We start from the raw sequence: 18,938 nt of genomic DNA, 5'->3' as shown, positions 1-18,938 counted from the left end.
GTAACGACAATGTGGGAGCGGACCTGTCCGCGAAGAGAGCAGTACAGTCGATAAAGATCTATCGGCTGTACTGACGCATTCGCGGACAGGTCCGCTCCCACAATGGTTTCTAGGCGTTAGAAAGTTCGTGTGAGGCCCGCGGATCGTTATTTGCCCAACCGCCTCAACTCATCCGACTCAATCACCCGCACGCCATCCTGCTCCTCAAGCGCCAACCGCCATAGCGCGCGGGCCAGGGTCAGGGCTTCGATGCCGCCGTATTTCCCCGGAATCAGTTTGGACAGCGGCGCGGCCAGCTGCTCCACCAGGCGCTGATCCTGACGCTCGCCGATCAGCAGCGACGGCCGGGCGATGGTCAATTGCGGCCAGTCCTGCGCTTTGAGCGCTTCTTCCATTTCACCTTTGATGCGGCTGTAGAAGATGCTGGATTCGGGGTCGGCATTGACTGCGCTGATCACCAGCAGATGACGGGCGCCGAGTTCACGGGCGCGCGCGCCGAAGGCCACCACCATGTCCTTGTCCACGGCGACAAAGGCGTCCTGCGAACCGGCCTGTTTGATCGTGGTGCCCAGGCAGCAGTAGGCGATATCGACCTGACCGCCGAGTGCGGGCAGCAGGGCATTGAATTCGCCAACGGGGTTTTCGAGATGGGGGTGTTCGGCCAGCGGCCGACGGCTTGGGGCCAGCACGCGGCTGACGGTGGGTTCGTTGAGCAGGCGATCCAGCAAATGCTCGCCCGTCAGTCCGGTCGCCCCGGCCAGCAGGATGTGTTGCGGCGTCAAGTACATGGTCATTCTCCCTTGATACGTCACAGCTTAGGCGATCCGGCCACATTGCCAGCGGGCGTCATCATGAAACATGACTCGCCCGTCGATATGAACAGATCGCCTGCCGCAGTTTGTGCGCCGTTAATGCGCAGTGGCGGCTCTGGCTTCCTTGCGCACCGAAACGGTGTTCAGCGCCCGTTCCGCCTGGCTTTTACGAAGCTGCTGCCAGTGCGCAACGACGCCCTTGGGCGCCCACATCTGTGGCTCCGAGGCTTCGAAGCCTTCGGCGATCTCACGCTGGGCAACCCACTGGCGGGCCTCGTTGAAGGCCTGCTGCAAGTCATCGGTTTCGACTAACGCCTTGGCGAATAGTGCCTCGCCGAAGTAGGTGAAATCCGCTTCCTCGGAACAGCCGAAAGACACTCGATCTTCGCGGGATGCCGTGATGACCATGGTTTTTTCATCCTTGATCGCCGGGATGAACCCTCCGGAGTAACAGGCTGAAATCACCACCACCTTGTCGCGGTTCTTCAAGGGCAGCAGGGCGGTGGCCAGCTCGTCGGGCGGCAGATCGGACAGCTCCAGGCGCGGCTGATCGAGCACCAGTTCGTGATCGTGCGTTCCGTGACTGGTCAGATAAATGAAGATCAGGTCCTCCGGGCCGCTGCGTTGGGCCAGGGTCTGGATCGCGCGGCTGATGGTTTCCCGCGTCGCCAGTGGACGGTCTGCCATGTGGTCGCGGTGGTTGACCAGGCTGATCTGCCCGTAAGCGCCAAAGCGGATGGAAAGCAGATTGCCGACGAAATCGGCTTCGCGCATAAATACGCTTTGCTTGCCGTCGCCGCCCACTACGAGGCTGTAAAGCTCGGTGGCGGGGGTGGAGGCCGGTACTGATGCGAGGGCTTTTTCAAGCAGGGGGCCTTGAGCGAGCAGGCCGGTCTCCAGTGGGTCGGGCAACAGTTTGCCCTTGGCATCGCGCACCCGCTGGCCGTTGGCCCAGACGCCGCTTTGCACGCTGCCATCGGCCAAGATCAGAACGCCACGGCCTTCGTAGTTATCATTAGCGAACTGGCCGATAAACAGACTGCCGTCGGCCATGGTCAGGCGACCGTCGCCGGCGTAGCGCCAGTTGCGGAACATGCCCTGATAGTGGCTGCCGTCGGAGCCGATCAGCTCGCCCTTGCCGGTGAACGCGCCGTCCTTGAACTCGCCGACCCACACGTCGCCGTCACTGTTTTCGTAGCGGCCGCGCCCGTTCAGCTGGTTGTCGCGGAAGCCGCCCACGTACTGGTCGCCGTCGGCGCTGGTGAAATTGCCAATCCCTTCGAGCTGGCCGTTGACGAATTTACCGCTGAACTGGTTGCCGCTGGCATCGCTGCGCTGGCCTTCGCCGCTGGGTTTGCCCTTGGCAAACTGTCCTTGATACTCGCTGCCATCGGCCAGTTCGAGGCGCCCGAGGCCTTCGTACTGATCGGCTTTAAACGCGCCGCGATACGTCATGCCGCGCTCTTTGAGGGTGCCTTCGCCTTCGCGGCGCCCCAGTTTGTAGCCGCCGACGTAGCTGCCGCCGCCAGGGCTTGTCAGGGTGCCTTGCCCATCGAACAGGCCGTTCTGGAACCCGCCTTTATAGACGTCGCCATTGCTGGCATGCCACTCGCCCTGGCCGCTCCATTGACCGTTCTTGAAGTCGCCGGCGTACCAGCTGCCGTTGGGGTAGTCGATCCGGCCCGGGCCTTGCAAAAGGCCGTTCACCACCTCGCCGCGATAGCGACCGCCGTCGGGCAGGCGAGCATCCGGGGGCGACAGGGATTCACCGTCACCGCAGGCAGTCAGCAATAAAATCAGGGCGAGTGGAGCAAGGGCGCGCATGGTAAATCCCGAAAATTGGACGTTTCGGCGTGATCCGCGCGCAGTTGAGCAGCGTCGCAGGCCCACGGCCGCAGCGAGTATGCCGCAGCCGGGAACGCTCAGAAACACTCTGATACGACTGTTTCGTGATTCAGGGGCGTTACACGAAGCACAGCGACAGGGGTTCGGCAATAAAGGCAGGTTTTTCCTCGTCCTCTATCCCCAGTGTGGCCGTGGCTTTGAGCAGCCATTGGCCGGGTTTCCTCTCGGTGGCCTCGGTCAGCGCGACTTTTAGACGAACGCGCGAGTCAACGTTGAACGGCTCAATGGAACCGAACGGGGTTTGTACGGCCCTGAGCTTAAAGAGCAGCACACATTCACGGCGGGTCCAGAACCCGCCATCGGACGAATATCCCTTAATAGCCACCGAAAGGGCGTGCGTATAATCGCGCCGCGTATTAGCTGGAGTTGTTTATGTTGCTCAGAGGCCTGACCTGGCTGGTGCTGTTCCAATTGGTCGGAACCGCGCTCAATCACCTGATCCTGTCGATGCTGCCGGGCCCGATCATCGGCCTGGTGTTGTTGTTGATCTACCTCATGACCCGTGGCGAAGTCAGCGAACCCGTCAGCCTGGCCGCCAGCAGTCTGTTGCGTTATCTGCCGCTGCTGCTGGTCCCGCCAGCGGTAGGCGTGATGGTCTACGCCAACCAGATCGCCGAGGATTTCTGGGCGATTGTCGGCTCGCTGATGATCTCGGTGCTGGTCTCCCTGACCTTCGCCGGGTGGCTGATGCAGAAACTCATCGATCGCCAGGCGCGTCGCGGAGACCCGTCATGAGTCCGGACTGGCAAGGCGCGTGGCTGTCCGTCATTCATCATCCGCTGTTCGGCATCGCCATCACCCTCGGTGCCTACCAGGTGGTGCTCGCCGGCTACGAGAAAACCCGATGGGTCTTTCTGCAGCCGGTGCTGGTGTCGATGCTGGTGGTCATTTGCGTGCTGGTGTTCTGCGGCGTGGACTACGCGGAGTATCGCAAGAGCACCGAAATCCTCAGCGTCCTGCTGGGCCCGGCCACGGTGGCGCTGGCGGTGCCGCTTTATTTGAACCTGCGCCGGATTCGGCAGTTGTTCTGGCCGGTCTTGACTACGCTGGTAATTGGCGGGGTGCTGGCAACCGGTCTGTGCGTGGCATTGGGCTGGGCGTTGGGCGCCAATCACATGATCCTGATGACCATGGCGCCCAAGTCGGTAACGTCGCCGATTGCCATGCTGGTGGCGGAGCAGATCGGCGGCGTGGCCGCGCTGGCCGCCGTGTTCGTTTTGATTACTGGTGTGATTGGGGGTATTTTCGGCCCCGGTCTGTTGAGCCTTGCCGGCGTGGAAAACCCTGCGGCTCGCGGCATGGCACTGGGTTTGACGGCCCACGCGGTGGGCACGTCCGCTGCCCTGCAGGAAGGTGAGGAATGCGGCGCCTTTGCGGCGCTGGCAATGAGTTTGATGGGGGTCGCCACGGCGTTGTTCTTGCCGCTGGCGGTGTCTCTGGTCGCTTGAGGAAGGTGTCTATGTCGCTGCCGCTGTTTGCTCTGAATGCTGTGCTGTTTCCGGGATGTGTGCTCGATCTGCAGATATTCGAGGCGCGTTACCTGGACATGATCGGCCGCTGCATGAAACAGGGCCAAGGCTTCGGCGTGGTCTGCATCACCGAAGGCAGCGAGGTGGGTGACGTTCCTGACAGCGTCTCGCCCATCGGCTGCGAGGCGCTGGTGACCGATTTCCAGCAGCAGGACAACGGTTTGCTGGGCATCCGCGTCGTCGGTGGCCGGCGTTTTCGCGTGCTCAGCACCGAGATCCAGAAAGACCAGCTGCTGACGGCCCAGGTGCAATGGCTCGAAGAGCCGGTGGACAACCCGCTTCAGGAAGAAGACGACGATCTGGTTGCACTGCTCGCTGCACTGGCCGAGCACCCGATGGTCGCCGCCCTGAACATGGGCCTGACTGCCAATGGACAGCAGTCACTCTCCAATCAACTGGCGTACCTGCTGCCGTTTACTGAAGAAGCCAAGATCGAATTGCTGGAAATCGACGACGCTGAAGAGCGCCTCGACGCGATTCAGGAACTGCTCGATGAAATGCAGGGGGATATGCAGGTTTAATCCTCGACGGCGCTGGCCCGTGTAGGAGCTGACGAGCCCGTGCGAGGCTGCGATTGCGGTGTATCAGGTGTACCGCATCGCAGCCTCGCACGGGCTAGTCAGCTCCTACAGAAGCACGTATTTCGGCGTAAATCTCCCGGGTGTCACTGCTCGTACTGATACCGAATCACGCCATCGGCAAAGGTGTGCAGCGTCAGTGCGCCGAACAACGCCACCAACAGCGGCAGTAGCAACCACCATACTTTCAGCGGCAGCGCCGGCAAGGGCTTCTTGTTCTGCACGAACGCGAGGCTGACGGAGCAGGTGAAAAAGGCCAGCAGCATGCCCGCCAGGACATCGGTCGGCCAATGCACGCCCAGGTACACCCGGGACATGGCAATCAGCGTCGCCGGGATCCCGCCCAACAGCAACCACGTCAAACGCAGTCGCACCGAATGGGCACGCCCCGCCAGCACCGCCATCGTCATGAAAAAAGCGAAGGACGCCGAAGAGTGTCCGCTGGGCATGCTGAAAGTAGTCAGCGGCTCAAGCAATACTTCCGGCCGTGCCCGGGCGAACGTGTACTTCATGCTCTGGTTGACCAGCGCCGCGCCCAGCGTCGCGCCCACCACAAAGATCGCGTGGCGCCATTGGCGCGTGACCAGCAGCACGATCAGCAACAGGGCGGCGGCATAGAACTGCGTCCTGAAATCGCCCAGGCCGGTGACCAGAATCACGTAATTCTGGGCAATGTCGTAACGGTGCGCCTGGACCAGGGCCATGAGGCCCTGGTCCAGGTGGGCCAGATAAGGCCAGCCCTCAAACACCGCGATCAACAGGACGAAGCTGGTCAGCGCAATCAGTTTGGTGGCGTAGCGTTTGCCGCGAACGCTGCTCTGGATTGCGACCCCAAGCAGCAGCGCCAGGCCTGCGGCGACGGCGGCAGCTTCCGGCCAAAAGCCGTCCGGCAGTGGCAAGCGCATGGCCGCCCCCGCCGCCCAGCCCGGCATGATGTAAGCGACTGACCAGCCGGCCGCCGCAATGATACTGACGCCCGCGAAACGTACGACGGGCATGTCGAACATGCCGGCCACCATGGGCAGCATCGGCCGTAGGGGACCGATGAATCGTCCTACCAGCAGGCTTGCGATGCCGTACCGATGAAAGTACGTTTCAGCGCTGCCGATCCATTCCGGGTGGTGGCGCAGGAACGGCAGGCGGCGAATGTTCTGATGAAATCGTCGGCCAAGAAAATACGACACCGCATCGCCGAGCAATCCGCCGAGAAACCCCAGCAACAGGGCCTCGCCCAGGGGCAGGATGCCGCTGCCGGCCAACGCCGCAATCGCGAACAGCACCACGGTGCCGGGGACGACAATGCCGGCGATGGCCAGGCATTCGATGAACGCCACCAGAAAAATCGCCACGCTCAGCCAGGATGGGTTGGCGGTCAGCCAAGTGGTGATGCTGTCGAGCCATGAGCCCATGGATCAGTTTCCTTACTCGATGAGAATGTAGTCACGGCCTTCGACCTGGCCGCGCCTGAGCGGGTTTCGTGTGCAGAAGCGTGCGTAGACCGCGTCGACGAAGCGATACATCAGGTGATCGTCGCGGCCTGTAGGGATGCCCAGTCGTGTGGTTTGGATGATGCGCGGCGGGGTTTGTCCCACGTCTTCGACAAACAAAATCTCGTGGTCGAAACGTTTGGCGTCCCACATCGGCACTTTCAGGCCCAGCGCTTTGCACAGCAGGGTCTGGCCAGCGCACAGGCGTTCCGGGGTGCGCAACGTGCCGTCGGGTTTGGGATTGTTCAGCAGCATCTGGGCGAGGCTGTTTTCGTTGGAAAGGCCATCGACCCAGGGATAGGCCGATTTGATCAGCACCGCGTTGCCCGGGCCTTCGGCGCTGAAGTTCAGCGAGTCACCACCCCGTGCGTAGTACATATAGATGTGGCCGCCGTCGAGAAACAGCGCCTTGCGTTTTTCGGTGTAGCCCAGCGAGGCGTGGCTGCCTTTCTCATCGAAGTAATACGCTTCGGTTTCAATGATCCGCGCGGACAGCCAGAACTCACCGACCTTGTGCCGTATGACTTTGCCCAGCAGGTCTTTGGCGAGGGTTTGCGCGTCGCGGTGGAAGAAGCTGTCAGGAAGAGCTGTAGGAAGTTCGTCGAGCATGAAGGGCAGGCTGGCCGTGGGATGTGAGCGCGATGATAGCAACATCAGCCTTAATTGAGGCTGAACGGCGAACCGCCCCTGTAGGCGCGAACTTGTTCGCGAAGCTTTATGGCCGGACACCACGTGAATTGCTTCGCCTGTAGGAGCGCGCTTGCCCGCGAAACGCCCTCATCTGCAACATCGTAGGCGCCAGATCCAATGCCATCGCGGGCAAGCGCGCTCCTACAGCGCCAGGTCGGCCTGTGAAAAACACGTTTCACCCAACGTTTACAGCTTATATCGACCATCCGCCCGTGACCGCTGTCGCTGGGGACGCCCGACAGCTATAATCCGCCGCTTTCCTCTTTGCCAAGACCTCTGAGACCATGACTGAGTCCGTTCTTGACTACATGACCCGCTTGGGTCGCGCCGCTCGCGAGGCATCTCGCGTCATCGGCCGTGCCAGCACCGCGCAGAAAAACCGGGCCCTGCAGGCCACTGCGGCAGCGCTGGATGCGGCACGCGAAGAACTGACCGCCGCCAACGAACGCGATCTGGCGGCCGGCCGCGCCAATGGCCTGGAGCCAGCCCTGCTTGAACGCCTCGCCCTGACCCCCGCACGCATCGACAGCATGATCGTCGGGTTGCGTCAGGTAATGACGCTGCCAGACCCCATCGGCACCCTGCGCGACATGAGTTTTCAACCCTCGGGTATCCAGGTTGGCAAGATGCGCGTGCCGCTCGGCGTCGTAGGCATCATCTACGAATCGCGTCCGAACGTGACCATCGACGCCGCCAGCCTGTGCCTCAAGTCCGGCAATGCCACCATTCTGCGTGGCGGCTCCGAAGCCATCCATTCCAACCGTGCCATCGCTGCGTGCATCCAGCGCGGTCTGGCCGAGGCCGGTTTGCCGGCAGCGGTGGTGCAAGTGGTCGAGACCACTGACCGCGCCGCCGTTGGTGCCTTGATCACCATGCCCGAGTACGTGGACGTCATCGTTCCGCGTGGCGGCAAAGGCTTGATCGAGCGGGTCAGCCGCGACGCCAGGGTGCCGGTTATCAAGCACCTGGACGGCATTTGCCACGTCTACGTGAGCGCCCATGCCGACCTGGCCGCTGCCCAGCGCATCTGCTTCAATGCCAAAACCTATCGCTACGGCATCTGCGGCGCCATGGAGACCTTGCTGGTCGACCAGGCTGTTGCCGCTGACTTCCTGCCGCCAATGGCTGCGCAGTTGCGTGAGAAAGGTGTCGAGCTGCGCGGTTGCGACCGCACCCGCGACCTGATCGACGCCATTCCCGCTACTGAAGACGACTGGCACACCGAGTACCTGGCACCGATCCTGTCGATTCGCATCGTCGACAGTCTTGATCAGGCCATCGAACACATTAACCACTATGGTTCGCACCACAGCGACGCCATCGTCTCCGATCATCAGGGTCAGACCCGCCGTTTCATGGCTGAAGTCGACTCAAGTTCGGTGATGGTCAACGCGCCCACCAGTTTTGCCGATGGATTTGAATACGGATTGGGTGCCGAGATCGGGATTTCTACTGATAAGATCCACGCCCGCGGTCCGGTGGGGCTCGAAGGCCTGACCTGCGAGAAGTACATCGTGATCGGCGACGGTCACCAATTGCGCGGCCAGGAGCCTGCCTGACTTGGCCCAGCACCGACAGCCCGCTGCCGACGGTGCGGATGCTGTGGTCGACCCCGCCCGGGTGGTGACACCCGGTGTGGGCAAGCCGAAACGCATCGGCATGCTCGGCGGGACGTTCGACCCGGTGCATATCGGTCATTTGCGCGGCGCGCTGGAAGTCGCCGCGCAGCTTGAACTCGATGAGTTACGTCTGACGCCCAGCGCCAGGCCGCCTCATCGCGATACACCGCATGTGTCTGCTCAGGACCGTCTGGCGATGGTCGAGTGCGCGGTGGCGGGGGTGTCGCCGCTGACAGTGGACGACCGCGAACTGAAGCGGGACAAGCCGTCGTACACCATTGACACGCTGGAGTCGATGCGCGCTGAACTGGCCGCCGACGACCAGTTATTCCTGTTGCTGGGCTGGGACGCGTTTTGCGGGCTACCCTCCTGGCATCGGTGGGAAGAGTTGCTGGAGCACTGCCATATCGTGGTGCTGCAACGCCCGGACGCTGACAGCGAGTCACCGGACGCCATGCGAAACTTGCTGGCGGGACGCGCCGTCAGCGATCCGAAGGCCCTCAAGGGGCCGGGCGGAAACATTACATTCGTCTGGCAGACGCCGCTTTCGGTGTCTGCCACCCAGATCCGCCAACTGCTGGCCAGCGGGAAGTCGGTACGTTTTCTGGTGCCAGACGCCGTACTGGCCTACATCGAGGCGCACGGGCTTTACCGTGCGCCCAATTGAACTGAATGAGTTTTATATGACAAAGCAAAAAATCACGATTTCCGGCGAAGAACTGGTTGAACTGACCAAGGCCGCGCTGGAGGACGTCAAGGCCCAGGACATTCTGGTCATCGACGTCAAGGACAAGCACAGCCTGACCGACTACATGGTCATCGCCACCGGTACCTCCAACCGCCAGATCAACGCGATGCTCGACAAGGTTCGCGAGAGCGTCAAGGCCAAGGGTGCACAGCCTCTGGGTGAAGAAGGCAAGGGCGAAAGCGATTGGGTGCTGTTGGACCTGGGCGACGTCATCGTCCACATGATGACCGCCGCTGCCCGCCAGTTCTATGACCTGGAGCGTCTGTGGCAGGGCGCCGAGCAGAGCCGCGCCGCCAGCGCTGCACACCACAGCCCGGAAACACCCCACGAGCACTTCGACAAGCTGAACAAAGAACAGGGCTAAGGGTCCGTCGTGCGTCTGCGTTTGATTGCCGTTGGTTCGCGCATGCCCAAGTGGGTGGAAGAGGGTTGGCATGAGTATGCCAAGCGTCTGCCATCCGAACTGGCCCTCGATCTGGTGGAAATTCCGCTCAATACCCGTGGCAAAAACGCCGATGTGGCGCGCCTGATCCGTCAGGAAGGCGAGGCCATGCTGGCGAAAGTGCAGCCGGGCGAGCGGATTGTCACCCTCGAAGTGCAGGGCAAGCCGTGGAGTACCGAGCAGTTGGCGGTGGAGCTTGACCGCTGGCGCCTCGATTCGCGCACGGTCAATCTGATGGTGGGTGGCCCGGAAGGGCTGGCGCCGGAGGTGTGCGCCCGTGCCGAGCAACGCTGGTCGTTATCGCCGCTGACGCTGCCGCACCCTTTGGTGCGCATCCTCATTGGCGAGCAGATCTATCGCGCCTGGACCGTCCTGTCCGGGCACCCTTATCACAAGTAGCGTTGCCGCCATTCACTGTGAACACGCCCTAAATGTCTCAGCCGATTCGCCTGAAAGATCACGAGAAGGACGCACGCCTTGTGCGCAGCCGAGTCGTGGTCGGTGCAGTGGCGGTGATCGTGCTGATCTGCGTGTTGGTGGCCCGGCTGTATTTCCTGCAGGTCATTCAGTACGACTACCACTCGACCCTGTCGGAGAACAACCGCGTTCACGTTCAGCCGATTCCGCCGAGTCGCGGCCTGATCTACGACCGCAACGGCCTGGTGGTGGCGGACAACCGTCCCAGCTTCAGTCTGAGCATGACCCGCGAGCGTTCGGGTGACTGGGCGCAGATCCTCGACACCATCGTCGAGGTGCTGGAACTGACGCCGGACGACCGCATCATCTTCGAAAAGCGCATCAAGCAGGGCCGTCGCCCCTTTGAACCGGTGCCGATCCTGTTCGAGCTGACCGAAGAGCAGATCGCGCGGGTCGCGGTGAACCAGTTCCGTCTGCCCGGGGTGGAAGTGGTCGCCCAACTGGTGCGCCACTACCCTCAGGGCGCGCACTTCGCGCACTCGGTCGGGTACATGGGGCGCATCAACGAGAAAGAGCTCAAGACCCTCGATCCGGTCAACTACAGCGGCACCCACCACATCGGCAAGACCGGCATCGAGCGCTTCTATGAGCCCGAGCTGCACGGTCAGGTGGGCTATGAAGAAGTCGAGACCAACGCCCGTGGCCGCGTGTTGCGTGTGCTCAAGCGGACCGATCCGGTGCCGGGCAAAGACATCGTCCTGAGCCTCGACATCCAGCTGCAGGAAGCCGCTGAAGCGGCACTGGCCGGGCGTCGCGGTGCGGTAGTCGCCCTGGACCCGAACACCGGCGAAGTCCTGGCGATGGTCAGCCAGCCGAGCTTCGACCCCAATCTGTTCGTCACCGGCATCAGCTTCAAGGCCTACGCCGAGCTGCGCGATTCGGTAGACCGGCCGCTGTTCAACCGCATCCTGCGCGGCTTGTATCCGCCCGGGTCGACCATCAAGCCTGCGGTGGCGATCACCGGACTGGACACGGGTGTGGTGACGGCAGGCTCGCGGGTGTTCGACCCCGGTTATTACCAGTTGCCCAACTACGACCACAAATACCGTAACTGGAACCGCACGGGTGACGGCTGGGTCGACCTCGACACCGCGATCATGCGGTCCAATGACACCTACTTCTACGATCTGGCGCACAAGGTCGGCATTGATCGCCTGTCGACGTACCTGAACAAGTTCGGCATCGGTCAGAAAGTGTCACTGGATATGTTTGAAGAGTCGCCCGGCCTGATGCCGTCTCGCGACTGGAAACGCATCACCCGGCGTCAAGCGTGGTTCCCCGGAGAGACGCTGATTCTGGGCATCGGCCAGGGTTACATGCAGGCCACGCCGCTGCAATTGGCCCAGGCCACCGCGCTGGTGGCGAACAAGGGCAAATGGAACCGGCCGCACCTGGCCAGGACCATCGAGGGGCAAAAACCGGTCGATCCGAACCCGATGCCTGATATTGTGCTGCGCGATCCGTCGGACTGGGGCAAGGTCAATCACGGCATGCAGCAGGTGATGCACGGCGCACGCGGCACGGCCCGTAAAGCCGCCATCGGGGCGCAGTACCGGATTGCCGGCAAGAGCGGGACCGCCCAGGTGGTCGCGATTCGCCAGGGCGAAAAATACGACCGCACCAAGATTCAGGAACGCCACCGCGACCACGCCTTGTTCGTCGGCTTTGCTCCGGCAGACAACCCCAAGATCGTCGTGGCGGTGATGGTCGAGAACGGTGAATCCGGTTCCGGTGTGGCCGCGCCGGTGGTTCGTCAGGTGATGGACGCCTGGCTGCTGGATCCGCAAGGCCGTCTGAAGCCCGAATACGTCAGTACTACCCAGCCTCCGGAGACCGCGGCCCGTGAAGAGTAATTTCGACCGCATCCTGTCCAGCGAAGACGTGATGCGCCGCCGCGCCACCTTTCTGCAAAAGATCCACATCGACGGCCCGCTGTTGATCCTGCTCCTGACCCTCGCGGCCGGCAGCCTGTTCGTGCTGTATTCAGCCAGCGGTAAAAGCTGGGACCTGCTGATCAAGCAAGCCACCTCGTTCGGCATCGGGCTGGTGTCGATGTTTGTCATTGCCCAGTTGGAGCCGCGCTTCATGGCGCGCTGGGTGCCGGTGGCCTATGTGCTGGGCGTCCTGTTGCTGGTGGTGGTGGACGTCATGGGCCACAACGCGATGGGCGCCACGCGCTGGATCAACATCCCGGGCGTCATCCGTTTCCAGCCTTCTGAATTCATGAAAATCATCATGCCGGCCACCATCGCCTGGTATCTGTCCAAGCGCACGCTGCCACCCCATCTCAAGCATGTGGCGCTGAGTCTGGCGCTGATCGGGATTCCGTTCGTGCTGATCGTGCGCCAGCCGGACCTGGGCACGTCGCTGCTGATTCTGGCGTCGGGGACGTTCGTGCTGTTCATGGCCGGCCTGCGCTGGCGCTGGATCATCAGTGTGGTTGCGGCGGCGGTGCCGGTGGCGGTGGCCATGTGGTTCTTCTTCATGCACGACTACCAGAAGCAGCGAATCCTGACGTTCCTTGATCCTGAAAGCGATCCGCTGGGCACCGGCTGGAACATCATTCAGTCCAAGGCCGCCATCGGCTCGGGCGGCGTGTTCGGCAAAGGCTGGCTGCTCGGCACCCAGTCGCACCTGGATTTCCTGCCCGAAAGCCATACCGACTTCATCATCGCGGTATTGGGTGAGGAGTTCGGGCTGGTGGGCATCTGTGCGCTGCTGCTGATCTATCTGTTGCTGATCGGCCGTGGGCTGGTGATCACCGCCCAGGCGCAAACGCTCTACGGCAAATTGCTGGCGGGCAGTCTGACCATGACATTTTTCGTATATGTATTCGTGAACATCGGTATGGTCAGCGGCTTGCTGCCGGTGGTGGGGGTGCCTTTGCCCTTTATCAGCTACGGCGGAACGTCGCTGGTGACCCTACTGTCAGCGTTCGGGGTTTTGATGTCGATCCATACCCATCGCAAGTGGATCGCGCAGGTTTGATTAAGGTGAACAACTCAATGCAAGTCGTTTGTGGCTGGGCTGCTCGATATGCGCCGCTGGTCGGACTGGTGAGCTTGCTCGGCACAGTGCAGGAGTCACTCGCCGGCAATTATGACGGTTCCCCCCAGGTGGCTGAATTCGTCGGGGAAATGACCCGCGATTACGGGTTTGCCGGGGAGCAGTTGATTGATGTCTTCCGCGATGTGGAACGCAAGCAGTCGATTCTGGACGCCATCTCCCGGCCGGCCGAACGGGTCAAACCGTGGAAGGAATACCGGCCCATGTTTCTCACCGACGCGCGGATCGCCCGCGGTGTGGATTTCTGGCGGCAGCATGAAGCCACCCTCGCACGCGCTGAGCAAGAGTACGGCGTGCCGGCTCAGGTCATCGTGGCGATTATCGGCGTAGAGACCTTTTTCGGGCGTAATACCGGTAATTACCGGGTGATCGATGCACTGTCGACGCTGGGTTTCGACTACCCGCCCCGCGCTGTCTTCTTCCGCAAGGAGCTTCGCGAGTTCCTGCTGCTGGCGCGTGAACAACAGGTCGACCCGTTGACGCTCAAGGGATCCTACGCCGGGGCCATGGGCCTGCCGCAGTTCATGCCGAGCAGCTTTCGGGCGTACGCGGTGGATTTTGACGGCGACGGTCACATCAATATCTGGAACGATCCGGACGACGCCATCGGCAGCGTGGCCAGCTATTTCAAGCGCCACGGTTGGGTCGCGGGCGAGGGCGTTGTCAGCCTTGCCAGCGTGAATGGCCAGCGCGTCGACGAAGGTTTGAGCCCGGGAATCGAACCGGTAAAGACCGTCGGGGAGTTGCGAGCCTTGGGTTGGGCGAGTCATGATGCGCTGCGCGATGACATGCCGGTCACCGCGTTTCGCCTCGACGGCGACAACGGGCCGGAATATTGGCTGGGTTTAAAGAATTTTTACGCAATCACGCGTTACAACCGCAGTGTGATGTACGCCATGGCCGTGCATCAGCTGTCTGAACGATTGGTTCAAGCTCGGGGCGTCAAGTAATGCGGTCTTTGCCGATACAACAACCATTGAAGCTGATGGCCTTCACGGCGCTGACATTGTTAATCGTCAGTTGCTCATCAAACAGCCCCACCACCCGCGCCAAGCAGCAGGGCAATATTGTCCGCGCTCAGCCAGGGCTGGACATCAACCGGGCACACAAAGACGGCGCGCCATGGTGGGACGTAGACGTCTCGCGCATCCCGGACGCCGTGCCGACGCTGCACACCGGCCCCTACAAGGCCAACCCCTACACCGTGCTGGGCAAGACGTATTTCCCGCTCAACAATTCGGCGAGCTACGCGGCGACCGGGACCGCGTCCTGGTACGGCACCAAGTTCCACGGCCAGAACACCGCCAACGGCGAGGTCTACGACCTGTACGGCATGAGCGCGGCGCACAAGACGCTGCCACTGCCCAGCTACGTGCGTGTGACCAACCTGGACAACAACCGGACAGTGATTCTGCGCGTCAACGACCGTGGGCCGTTCTACTCGGACCGCATCATCGATTTGTCCTATGCCGCCGCCAAGAAGCTGGGGTACGCCGAAATCGGCACCGCCCGGGTCAAGGTCGAAGGCATCGACCCGGCCCAGTATTGGGCGCAGCGTGGCAAGCCTGCGCCGTTGATGCTTGATCAGCCGCAAGTGGCCTCCAGTGCGCCGGTCCGTGCACAGGCCCCGGTGATCACCGCATCGGCCGGCACCATTGAGCAATGGACACCGCCACCGCAGCAGCATGCCGATCCTGTCCCGCCTGTTCCGGTGCAGATCGACGCAAAAAAAAACGCTTCCGGACCAGCGTCTGGGCTATTTCTCCAAGTGGGAGCCTTCGCCAACCCGGACGCTGCGGAGCTGCTGAGGTCCAAACTGAGCGGGATGGTGCGGGCACCGGTTTTCGTGAGTTCGATAGCGCGCAATCAGCAGACGCTGTACCGCGTCCGGATGGGGCCGGTCGACACGCCGGGTGAAGCCCAGCAACTGCAAAACAGCGTAAGGTCGGCCAATCTGGGCTCGCCGAGTGTTGTCACGTCGGATCAGTGATTCGAGCCTCGGCGACGAGATCGAATCGATGTTGCTGCCGACGGCGACTTGCCACAGAGCAAGCGTTATCAGCAACTTTTCACGCGTCTTGCTGTTAAAGCAAAGCGCGTCTGCCAGGGTCGCCTGGCACCATAGCTTTGCCCGCGAGGGCATGTTTGCCCATTAGCAATTTCGAGAGACGGATGAACATCACCACCTTTGCAAAACGCCTGTGCCTGCTTATTCCGCTATTCACCGCGCCTGTAGTATTCGCGGCAGAACAGATGACGCCATCGCCACCGCAACTGGCTGCCAAGGCTTACGTGCTGATGGACGCCAACAGCGGGAACGTCCTGGTTGAAAACAACGGCGACCAGCGTCTGCCGCCAGCCAGCCTGACCAAACTGATGACAGCCTACATCGCGACCCTGGAAATCCGTCGCGGCCAGATCGGCGAAAACGATCCGGTGACCATCAGCGAGAACGCCTGGCGTACCGGCGGTTCGCGGATGTTCATCAAGGTGGGTAGCCAGGTCACGGTCAGCGACCTGCTGCACGGCATCATCATTCAGTCCGGTAACGACGCCAGTGTTGCGCTCTCCGAGCACATCGCCGGCAGCGAAGATGCGTTCGCCGACATGATGAACAAAACCGCGGGCGACCTGGGCATGGTCAACAGCCACTTCATGAACCCCACCGGCCTGCCGAACCCGGAGCACTACGCCACCGCTCACGATATGGCGATCCTGGCACGCGCAATCATTCACGAAGACCCGGCTCACTATGCGATCTACTCGCAGAAAGAGTTCTTCTGGAACGGCATCAAGCAACCTAACCGCAACCTGCTGCTGTGGCGCGACAAGACCGTTGATGGCCTGAAAACCGGTCACACCGAAGAAGCCGGCTACTGCATGGTGTCCTCGGCCGTACGTGATGGCATGCGTCTGATTGCAGTGGTGTTTGGTACCAACAGCGAGCAAGCCCGTGCGGCCGAAACCCAGAAGCTGCTGACCTACGGTTTCCGCTTCTTCGAAACCCAGAGCTTCTACCAGAAGGGCACCGAACTGGCTCAAGCGCCGGTCTGGAAAGGCACCGAGCGTCAAGTCAAGGCCGGCCTGGCTGATGACCTGACCATGACCATGCCTAAAGGCGAAATGAAGAAACTCGCCGCCAGCATGACCATGAACCCGCAACTGGTTGCGCCGATCGCCAAAGGCGACGTTATCGGCAAAATCGAAGTAAAGCTGGACGACAAGGTTGTGCACACTGCTAATCTGATCGCACTGGACGCTGTCGACGAAGGTGGTATCTTCCGCCGCCTGTGGGATAGCATCCGCCTGTTCTTCTACGGCTTGTTCAACTGATCCACCGTTCCTTGTGCCCCTGCCGCCCCGCGCGGCAGGGAGCTGTCCGTTTTCTCGGCTTACGAGGCCGTTAGTGCCATGACAGATTCCGACGTAAAAGCGCCAAAAATCGAATTCCCTTGTGTGGACTACCCCATCAAGGTGATCGGCGATACGGGCGTGGGCTTCAAGGACCGGATCATTGAAATCCTTGAAAAACACGCCACGGTCGACCACAACACCCTGGCCGAACGCCAAAGCAGCAACGGCAAGTACACCACCGTCCAGCTGCACATCATCGCGACCGGTCAGGACCAGCTTTACGACATCAACAGTGAGCTGCGTGCCACCGGCTTCGTGCACATGGTGCTCTGAATGACTGACAGTCTGGGCTTTCGCGACCTGGGATTGGTCGATTATGAGCCCACCTGGCAAGCCATGAAGCGCTTCACTGATGACCGCGATCGCGAGGTCGGCGATGAAGTGTGGCTGGTCCAGCACCCGCCGGTCTTCACACAAGGGCAGGCCGGCAAACCCGAACATTTGCTGCTGCCGGGCGACATTCCGGTGGTACAGGTCGATCGCGGCGGCCAAGTGACATATCATGGCCCAGGCCAATTGGTGGCGTATCTGTTACTGGATGTGCGCCGCCTGGGTTTCGGTGTGCGGGATCTGGTGACCCGGATCGAGCACAGCCTCATCGCGCTGCTCGCCAGTTACGGCGTGACGGCGGCGGCAAAGGCGGACGCACCGGGGGTCTATGTCGACGGGGCAAAAATTGCGTCGTTGGGCCTTCGTATCCGCCACGGCTGTTCGTTCCATGGTCTGGCGTTGAACGTCGACATGGATCTGGAACCGTTTAAACGGATCAATCCCTGCGGGTATTCGGGGCTGGCGATGACCCAGCTGCGCGATCATGCAGGGCCGATTGAATTTGCCGAGGTCAGTGCCCGGCTGCGTGCGCAGCTTGTCAGACACCTCGACTACGCTGAGCAGACGACCCTCACGGGCGGAATCGACTGATTATGACTACTGCGCATGACACGGCTGCGGCCGTTCAAAACCTGATCCCGACAGTCAATTTGAATGCCGGGCGTCCGAAAGTGGAAGCCGGCGTCAAGCTGCGCGGCGCGGAAAAAGTCGCGCGTATCCCGGTGAAAATCATTCCCACGGTGGACCTGCCGAAAAAGCCGGACTGGATTCGCGTGCGTATCCCGGTCTCGCCGGAAGTCGACCGCGTCAAGCAACTCCTGCGCAAACACAAACTGCACAGCGTCTGCGAAGAAGCGTCCTGCCCGAACCTGGGCGAGTGCTTCTCCGGCGGCACCGCGACGTTCATGATCATGGGCGACATCTGCACCCGTCGTTGCCCGTTCTGCGACGTCGGCCATGGCCGTCCGAAGGCACTGGATGCCGATGAGCCGAAGAACCTGGCTATCGCTATTGCCGACATGCGCCTCAAGTACGTGGTGATCACCTCGGTGGACCGCGACGACCTGCGTGACGGCGGTGCTCAGCACTTCGCTGACTGCATTCGCGAGATCCGCGCACTGTCGCCCAACGTTCAGCTCGAAACCCTGGTCCCGGACTATCGCGGTCGCATGGACATCGCGCTGGAAATCACCGCCGCGACGCCGCCTGATGTGTTCAACCACAACCTTGAGACCGTGCCGCGTCTGTACAAGGCCGCGCGTCCGGGTTCCGACTACCAGTGGTCGTTGACCCTGTTGCAGCGCTTCAAGGAAATGGTGCCTCACGTGCCGACCAAATCCGGCCTGATGCTGGGCTTGGGTGAGACGGACGAGGAGGTCATCGAAGTGATGCAGCGCATGCGTGAGCACAACATCGACATGCTCACGCTGGGCCAGTACCTGCAGCCGTCCCGCAGCCACTTGCCGGTCGAGCGCTTCGTGCACCCGGACGTTTTCGCCTGGTTTGCCGAGGAAGGCTACAAGATGGGCTTCAAGAACGTGGCGTCCGGTCCGCTGGTGCGTTCCTCGTACCACGCTGACGAACAGGCCAAGCTGGCCAAGTCGTTGCTGACTGCGGGCTGATACACCGCCGCTTTTTGGCGTACAAAAAAACGGGCCGGATAGTGATATCCGGCCCGTTTTCGTTATCGCTTTTGATCGTTCCCACGCTCCGCGTGGTAACGCCGCTCGAGACGCTCCGCGTCTGCACTCGGTGACGCGGAGCGTCACAGGCGGCATCCCCACGCAGAGCGTGGGGACGATCAACGCCTTCGCGAGCAAGCTCCCTCCCACAAGGCGCAG

At 61.6% G+C, this 18,938-nt stretch carries 20 protein-coding genes; 15 read left to right on the top strand and 5 right to left on the bottom strand.

Going from position 1 to position 18,938, the window contains the following annotated elements; all coding sequences use genetic code 11:
* Positions 1-146: 146 nt before the first annotated feature.
* From ABQX22_RS15150 to ABQX22_RS26955, 3 genes are all read right to left on the bottom strand, one after another.
* The gene (locus ABQX22_RS15150; protein ID WP_349800673.1) at positions 147-788 is read right to left on the bottom strand and encodes an NAD(P)H-binding protein; all 642 of its coding nucleotides are present in this window, start codon (positions 786-788) and stop codon (positions 147-149) included.
* Positions 789-908: 120 nt separating this feature from the next.
* The gene (locus ABQX22_RS15145) at positions 909-2,636 is read right to left on the bottom strand and encodes a C13 family peptidase (RefSeq protein WP_349800672.1); all 1,728 of its coding nucleotides are present in this window, start codon (positions 2,634-2,636) and stop codon (positions 909-911) included.
* Between the two features lie 139 nt (positions 2,637-2,775).
* On the bottom strand, positions 2,776-3,042 hold the full coding sequence (locus ABQX22_RS26955) for a hypothetical protein (RefSeq protein ID WP_441005294.1): 267 nt from the start codon (positions 3,040-3,042) through the stop codon (positions 2,776-2,778).
* A gap of 47 nt (positions 3,043-3,089) precedes the next feature.
* Here ABQX22_RS26955 and ABQX22_RS15135 point away from each other — a divergent pair, with 47 nt between their 5' ends.
* Genes ABQX22_RS15135 through ABQX22_RS15125 form a run of 3 tightly spaced genes read left to right on the top strand, consistent with a single transcriptional unit; the run spans position 3,090 to position 4,767 of the window.
* Positions 3,090-3,452 (top strand): CidA/LrgA family protein, encoded by a 363-nt coding sequence (locus tag ABQX22_RS15135; RefSeq protein ID WP_349800671.1) that lies wholly within the window; start codon positions 3,090-3,092, stop codon positions 3,450-3,452.
* Positions 3,449-4,165, top strand: a complete 717-nt coding sequence (locus ABQX22_RS15130; protein ID WP_349800670.1) for an LrgB family protein — start codon at positions 3,449-3,451, stop codon at positions 4,163-4,165. Before ABQX22_RS15135 ends, ABQX22_RS15130 begins: the two co-directional genes overlap by 4 nt.
* A gap of 11 nt (positions 4,166-4,176) precedes the next feature.
* Complete coding sequence (locus tag ABQX22_RS15125) at positions 4,177-4,767, top strand: LON peptidase substrate-binding domain-containing protein (RefSeq protein ID WP_349800669.1); 591 nt, start codon at positions 4,177-4,179, stop codon at positions 4,765-4,767.
* A 143-nt stretch (positions 4,768-4,910) separates the two neighbouring features.
* Here ABQX22_RS15125 and ABQX22_RS15120 read toward each other — a convergent pair whose 3' ends face one another.
* Positions 4,911-6,233, bottom strand: coding sequence for a bifunctional DedA family/phosphatase PAP2 family protein (locus tag ABQX22_RS15120; protein WP_349800668.1), 1,323 nt, complete (start codon positions 6,231-6,233; stop codon positions 4,911-4,913).
* A 12-nt stretch (positions 6,234-6,245) separates the two neighbouring features.
* Positions 6,246-6,920 carry a DNA-3-methyladenine glycosylase gene (locus ABQX22_RS15115; RefSeq protein ID WP_349800667.1) on the bottom strand — a complete coding sequence of 225 codons (675 nt, stop codon included), beginning with the start codon at positions 6,918-6,920 and terminating at the stop codon, positions 6,246-6,248.
* A 365-nt stretch (positions 6,921-7,285) separates the two neighbouring features.
* Between ABQX22_RS15115 and ABQX22_RS15110 the strand changes: the two genes are divergently transcribed.
* The 12 genes from ABQX22_RS15110 (at position 7,286) to lipA (ending at position 18,719) form a co-directional block, all read left to right on the top strand.
* Entirely contained in the window at positions 7,286-8,560 is a 1,275-nt protein-coding gene (locus ABQX22_RS15110) for a glutamate-5-semialdehyde dehydrogenase (RefSeq protein WP_349800666.1), read from the top strand.
* 1 nt (position 8,561) lies between these two features.
* Entirely contained in the window at positions 8,562-9,287 is a 726-nt protein-coding gene (gene nadD, locus ABQX22_RS15105; RefSeq protein WP_441005293.1) for a nicotinate-nucleotide adenylyltransferase, read from the top strand.
* A 16-nt stretch (positions 9,288-9,303) separates the two neighbouring features.
* Positions 9,304-9,732 carry a ribosome silencing factor gene (gene rsfS, locus ABQX22_RS15100; RefSeq protein ID WP_349800665.1) on the top strand — a complete coding sequence of 143 codons (429 nt, stop codon included), beginning with the start codon at positions 9,304-9,306 and terminating at the stop codon, positions 9,730-9,732.
* A 9-nt stretch (positions 9,733-9,741) separates the two neighbouring features.
* Entirely contained in the window at positions 9,742-10,209 is a 468-nt protein-coding gene (gene rlmH / locus ABQX22_RS15095; protein ID WP_349800664.1) for a 23S rRNA (pseudouridine(1915)-N(3))-methyltransferase RlmH, read from the top strand.
* A gap of 32 nt (positions 10,210-10,241) precedes the next feature.
* Complete coding sequence (gene mrdA / locus ABQX22_RS15090) at positions 10,242-12,140, top strand: penicillin-binding protein 2 (RefSeq protein ID WP_349800663.1); 1,899 nt, start codon at positions 10,242-10,244, stop codon at positions 12,138-12,140.
* Positions 12,130-13,275, top strand: coding sequence for a rod shape-determining protein RodA (gene rodA, locus ABQX22_RS15085; RefSeq protein ID WP_349800662.1), 1,146 nt, complete (start codon positions 12,130-12,132; stop codon positions 13,273-13,275). Before mrdA ends, rodA begins: the two co-directional genes overlap by 11 nt.
* A gap of 17 nt (positions 13,276-13,292) precedes the next feature.
* On the top strand, positions 13,293-14,303 hold the full coding sequence (gene mltB, locus ABQX22_RS15080; protein ID WP_349800661.1) for a lytic murein transglycosylase B: 1,011 nt from the start codon (positions 13,293-13,295) through the stop codon (positions 14,301-14,303).
* Positions 14,303-15,343, top strand: a complete 1,041-nt coding sequence (locus ABQX22_RS15075) for a septal ring lytic transglycosylase RlpA family protein (RefSeq protein ID WP_349800660.1) — start codon at positions 14,303-14,305, stop codon at positions 15,341-15,343. Before mltB ends, ABQX22_RS15075 begins: the two co-directional genes overlap by 1 nt.
* Positions 15,344-15,525: 182 nt before the next feature.
* Positions 15,526-16,686, top strand: coding sequence for a D-alanyl-D-alanine carboxypeptidase family protein (locus ABQX22_RS15070; RefSeq protein ID WP_349800659.1), 1,161 nt, complete (start codon positions 15,526-15,528; stop codon positions 16,684-16,686).
* A 78-nt stretch (positions 16,687-16,764) separates the two neighbouring features.
* The gene (locus ABQX22_RS15065) at positions 16,765-17,040 is read left to right on the top strand and encodes a DUF493 domain-containing protein (RefSeq protein ID WP_349800658.1); all 276 of its coding nucleotides are present in this window, start codon (positions 16,765-16,767) and stop codon (positions 17,038-17,040) included.
* The gene (lipB, locus tag ABQX22_RS15060) at positions 17,041-17,688 is read left to right on the top strand and encodes a lipoyl(octanoyl) transferase LipB (protein WP_349800657.1); all 648 of its coding nucleotides are present in this window, start codon (positions 17,041-17,043) and stop codon (positions 17,686-17,688) included.
* Between the two features lie 2 nt (positions 17,689-17,690).
* Entirely contained in the window at positions 17,691-18,719 is a 1,029-nt protein-coding gene (gene lipA, locus ABQX22_RS15055) for a lipoyl synthase (protein WP_441005292.1), read from the top strand.
* Positions 18,720-18,938: the final 219 nt, after the last annotated feature.

The sequence above is a fragment of the Xanthomonas sp. WHRI 1810A genome, from assembly GCF_040202885.1.
Classification (GTDB): Bacteria; Pseudomonadota; Gammaproteobacteria; order Pseudomonadales; family Pseudomonadaceae; genus Aquipseudomonas.
The sequence above is the reverse complement of the archived record's forward strand: the minus strand, read 5'-3'. Positions and strand labels throughout refer to the sequence as shown.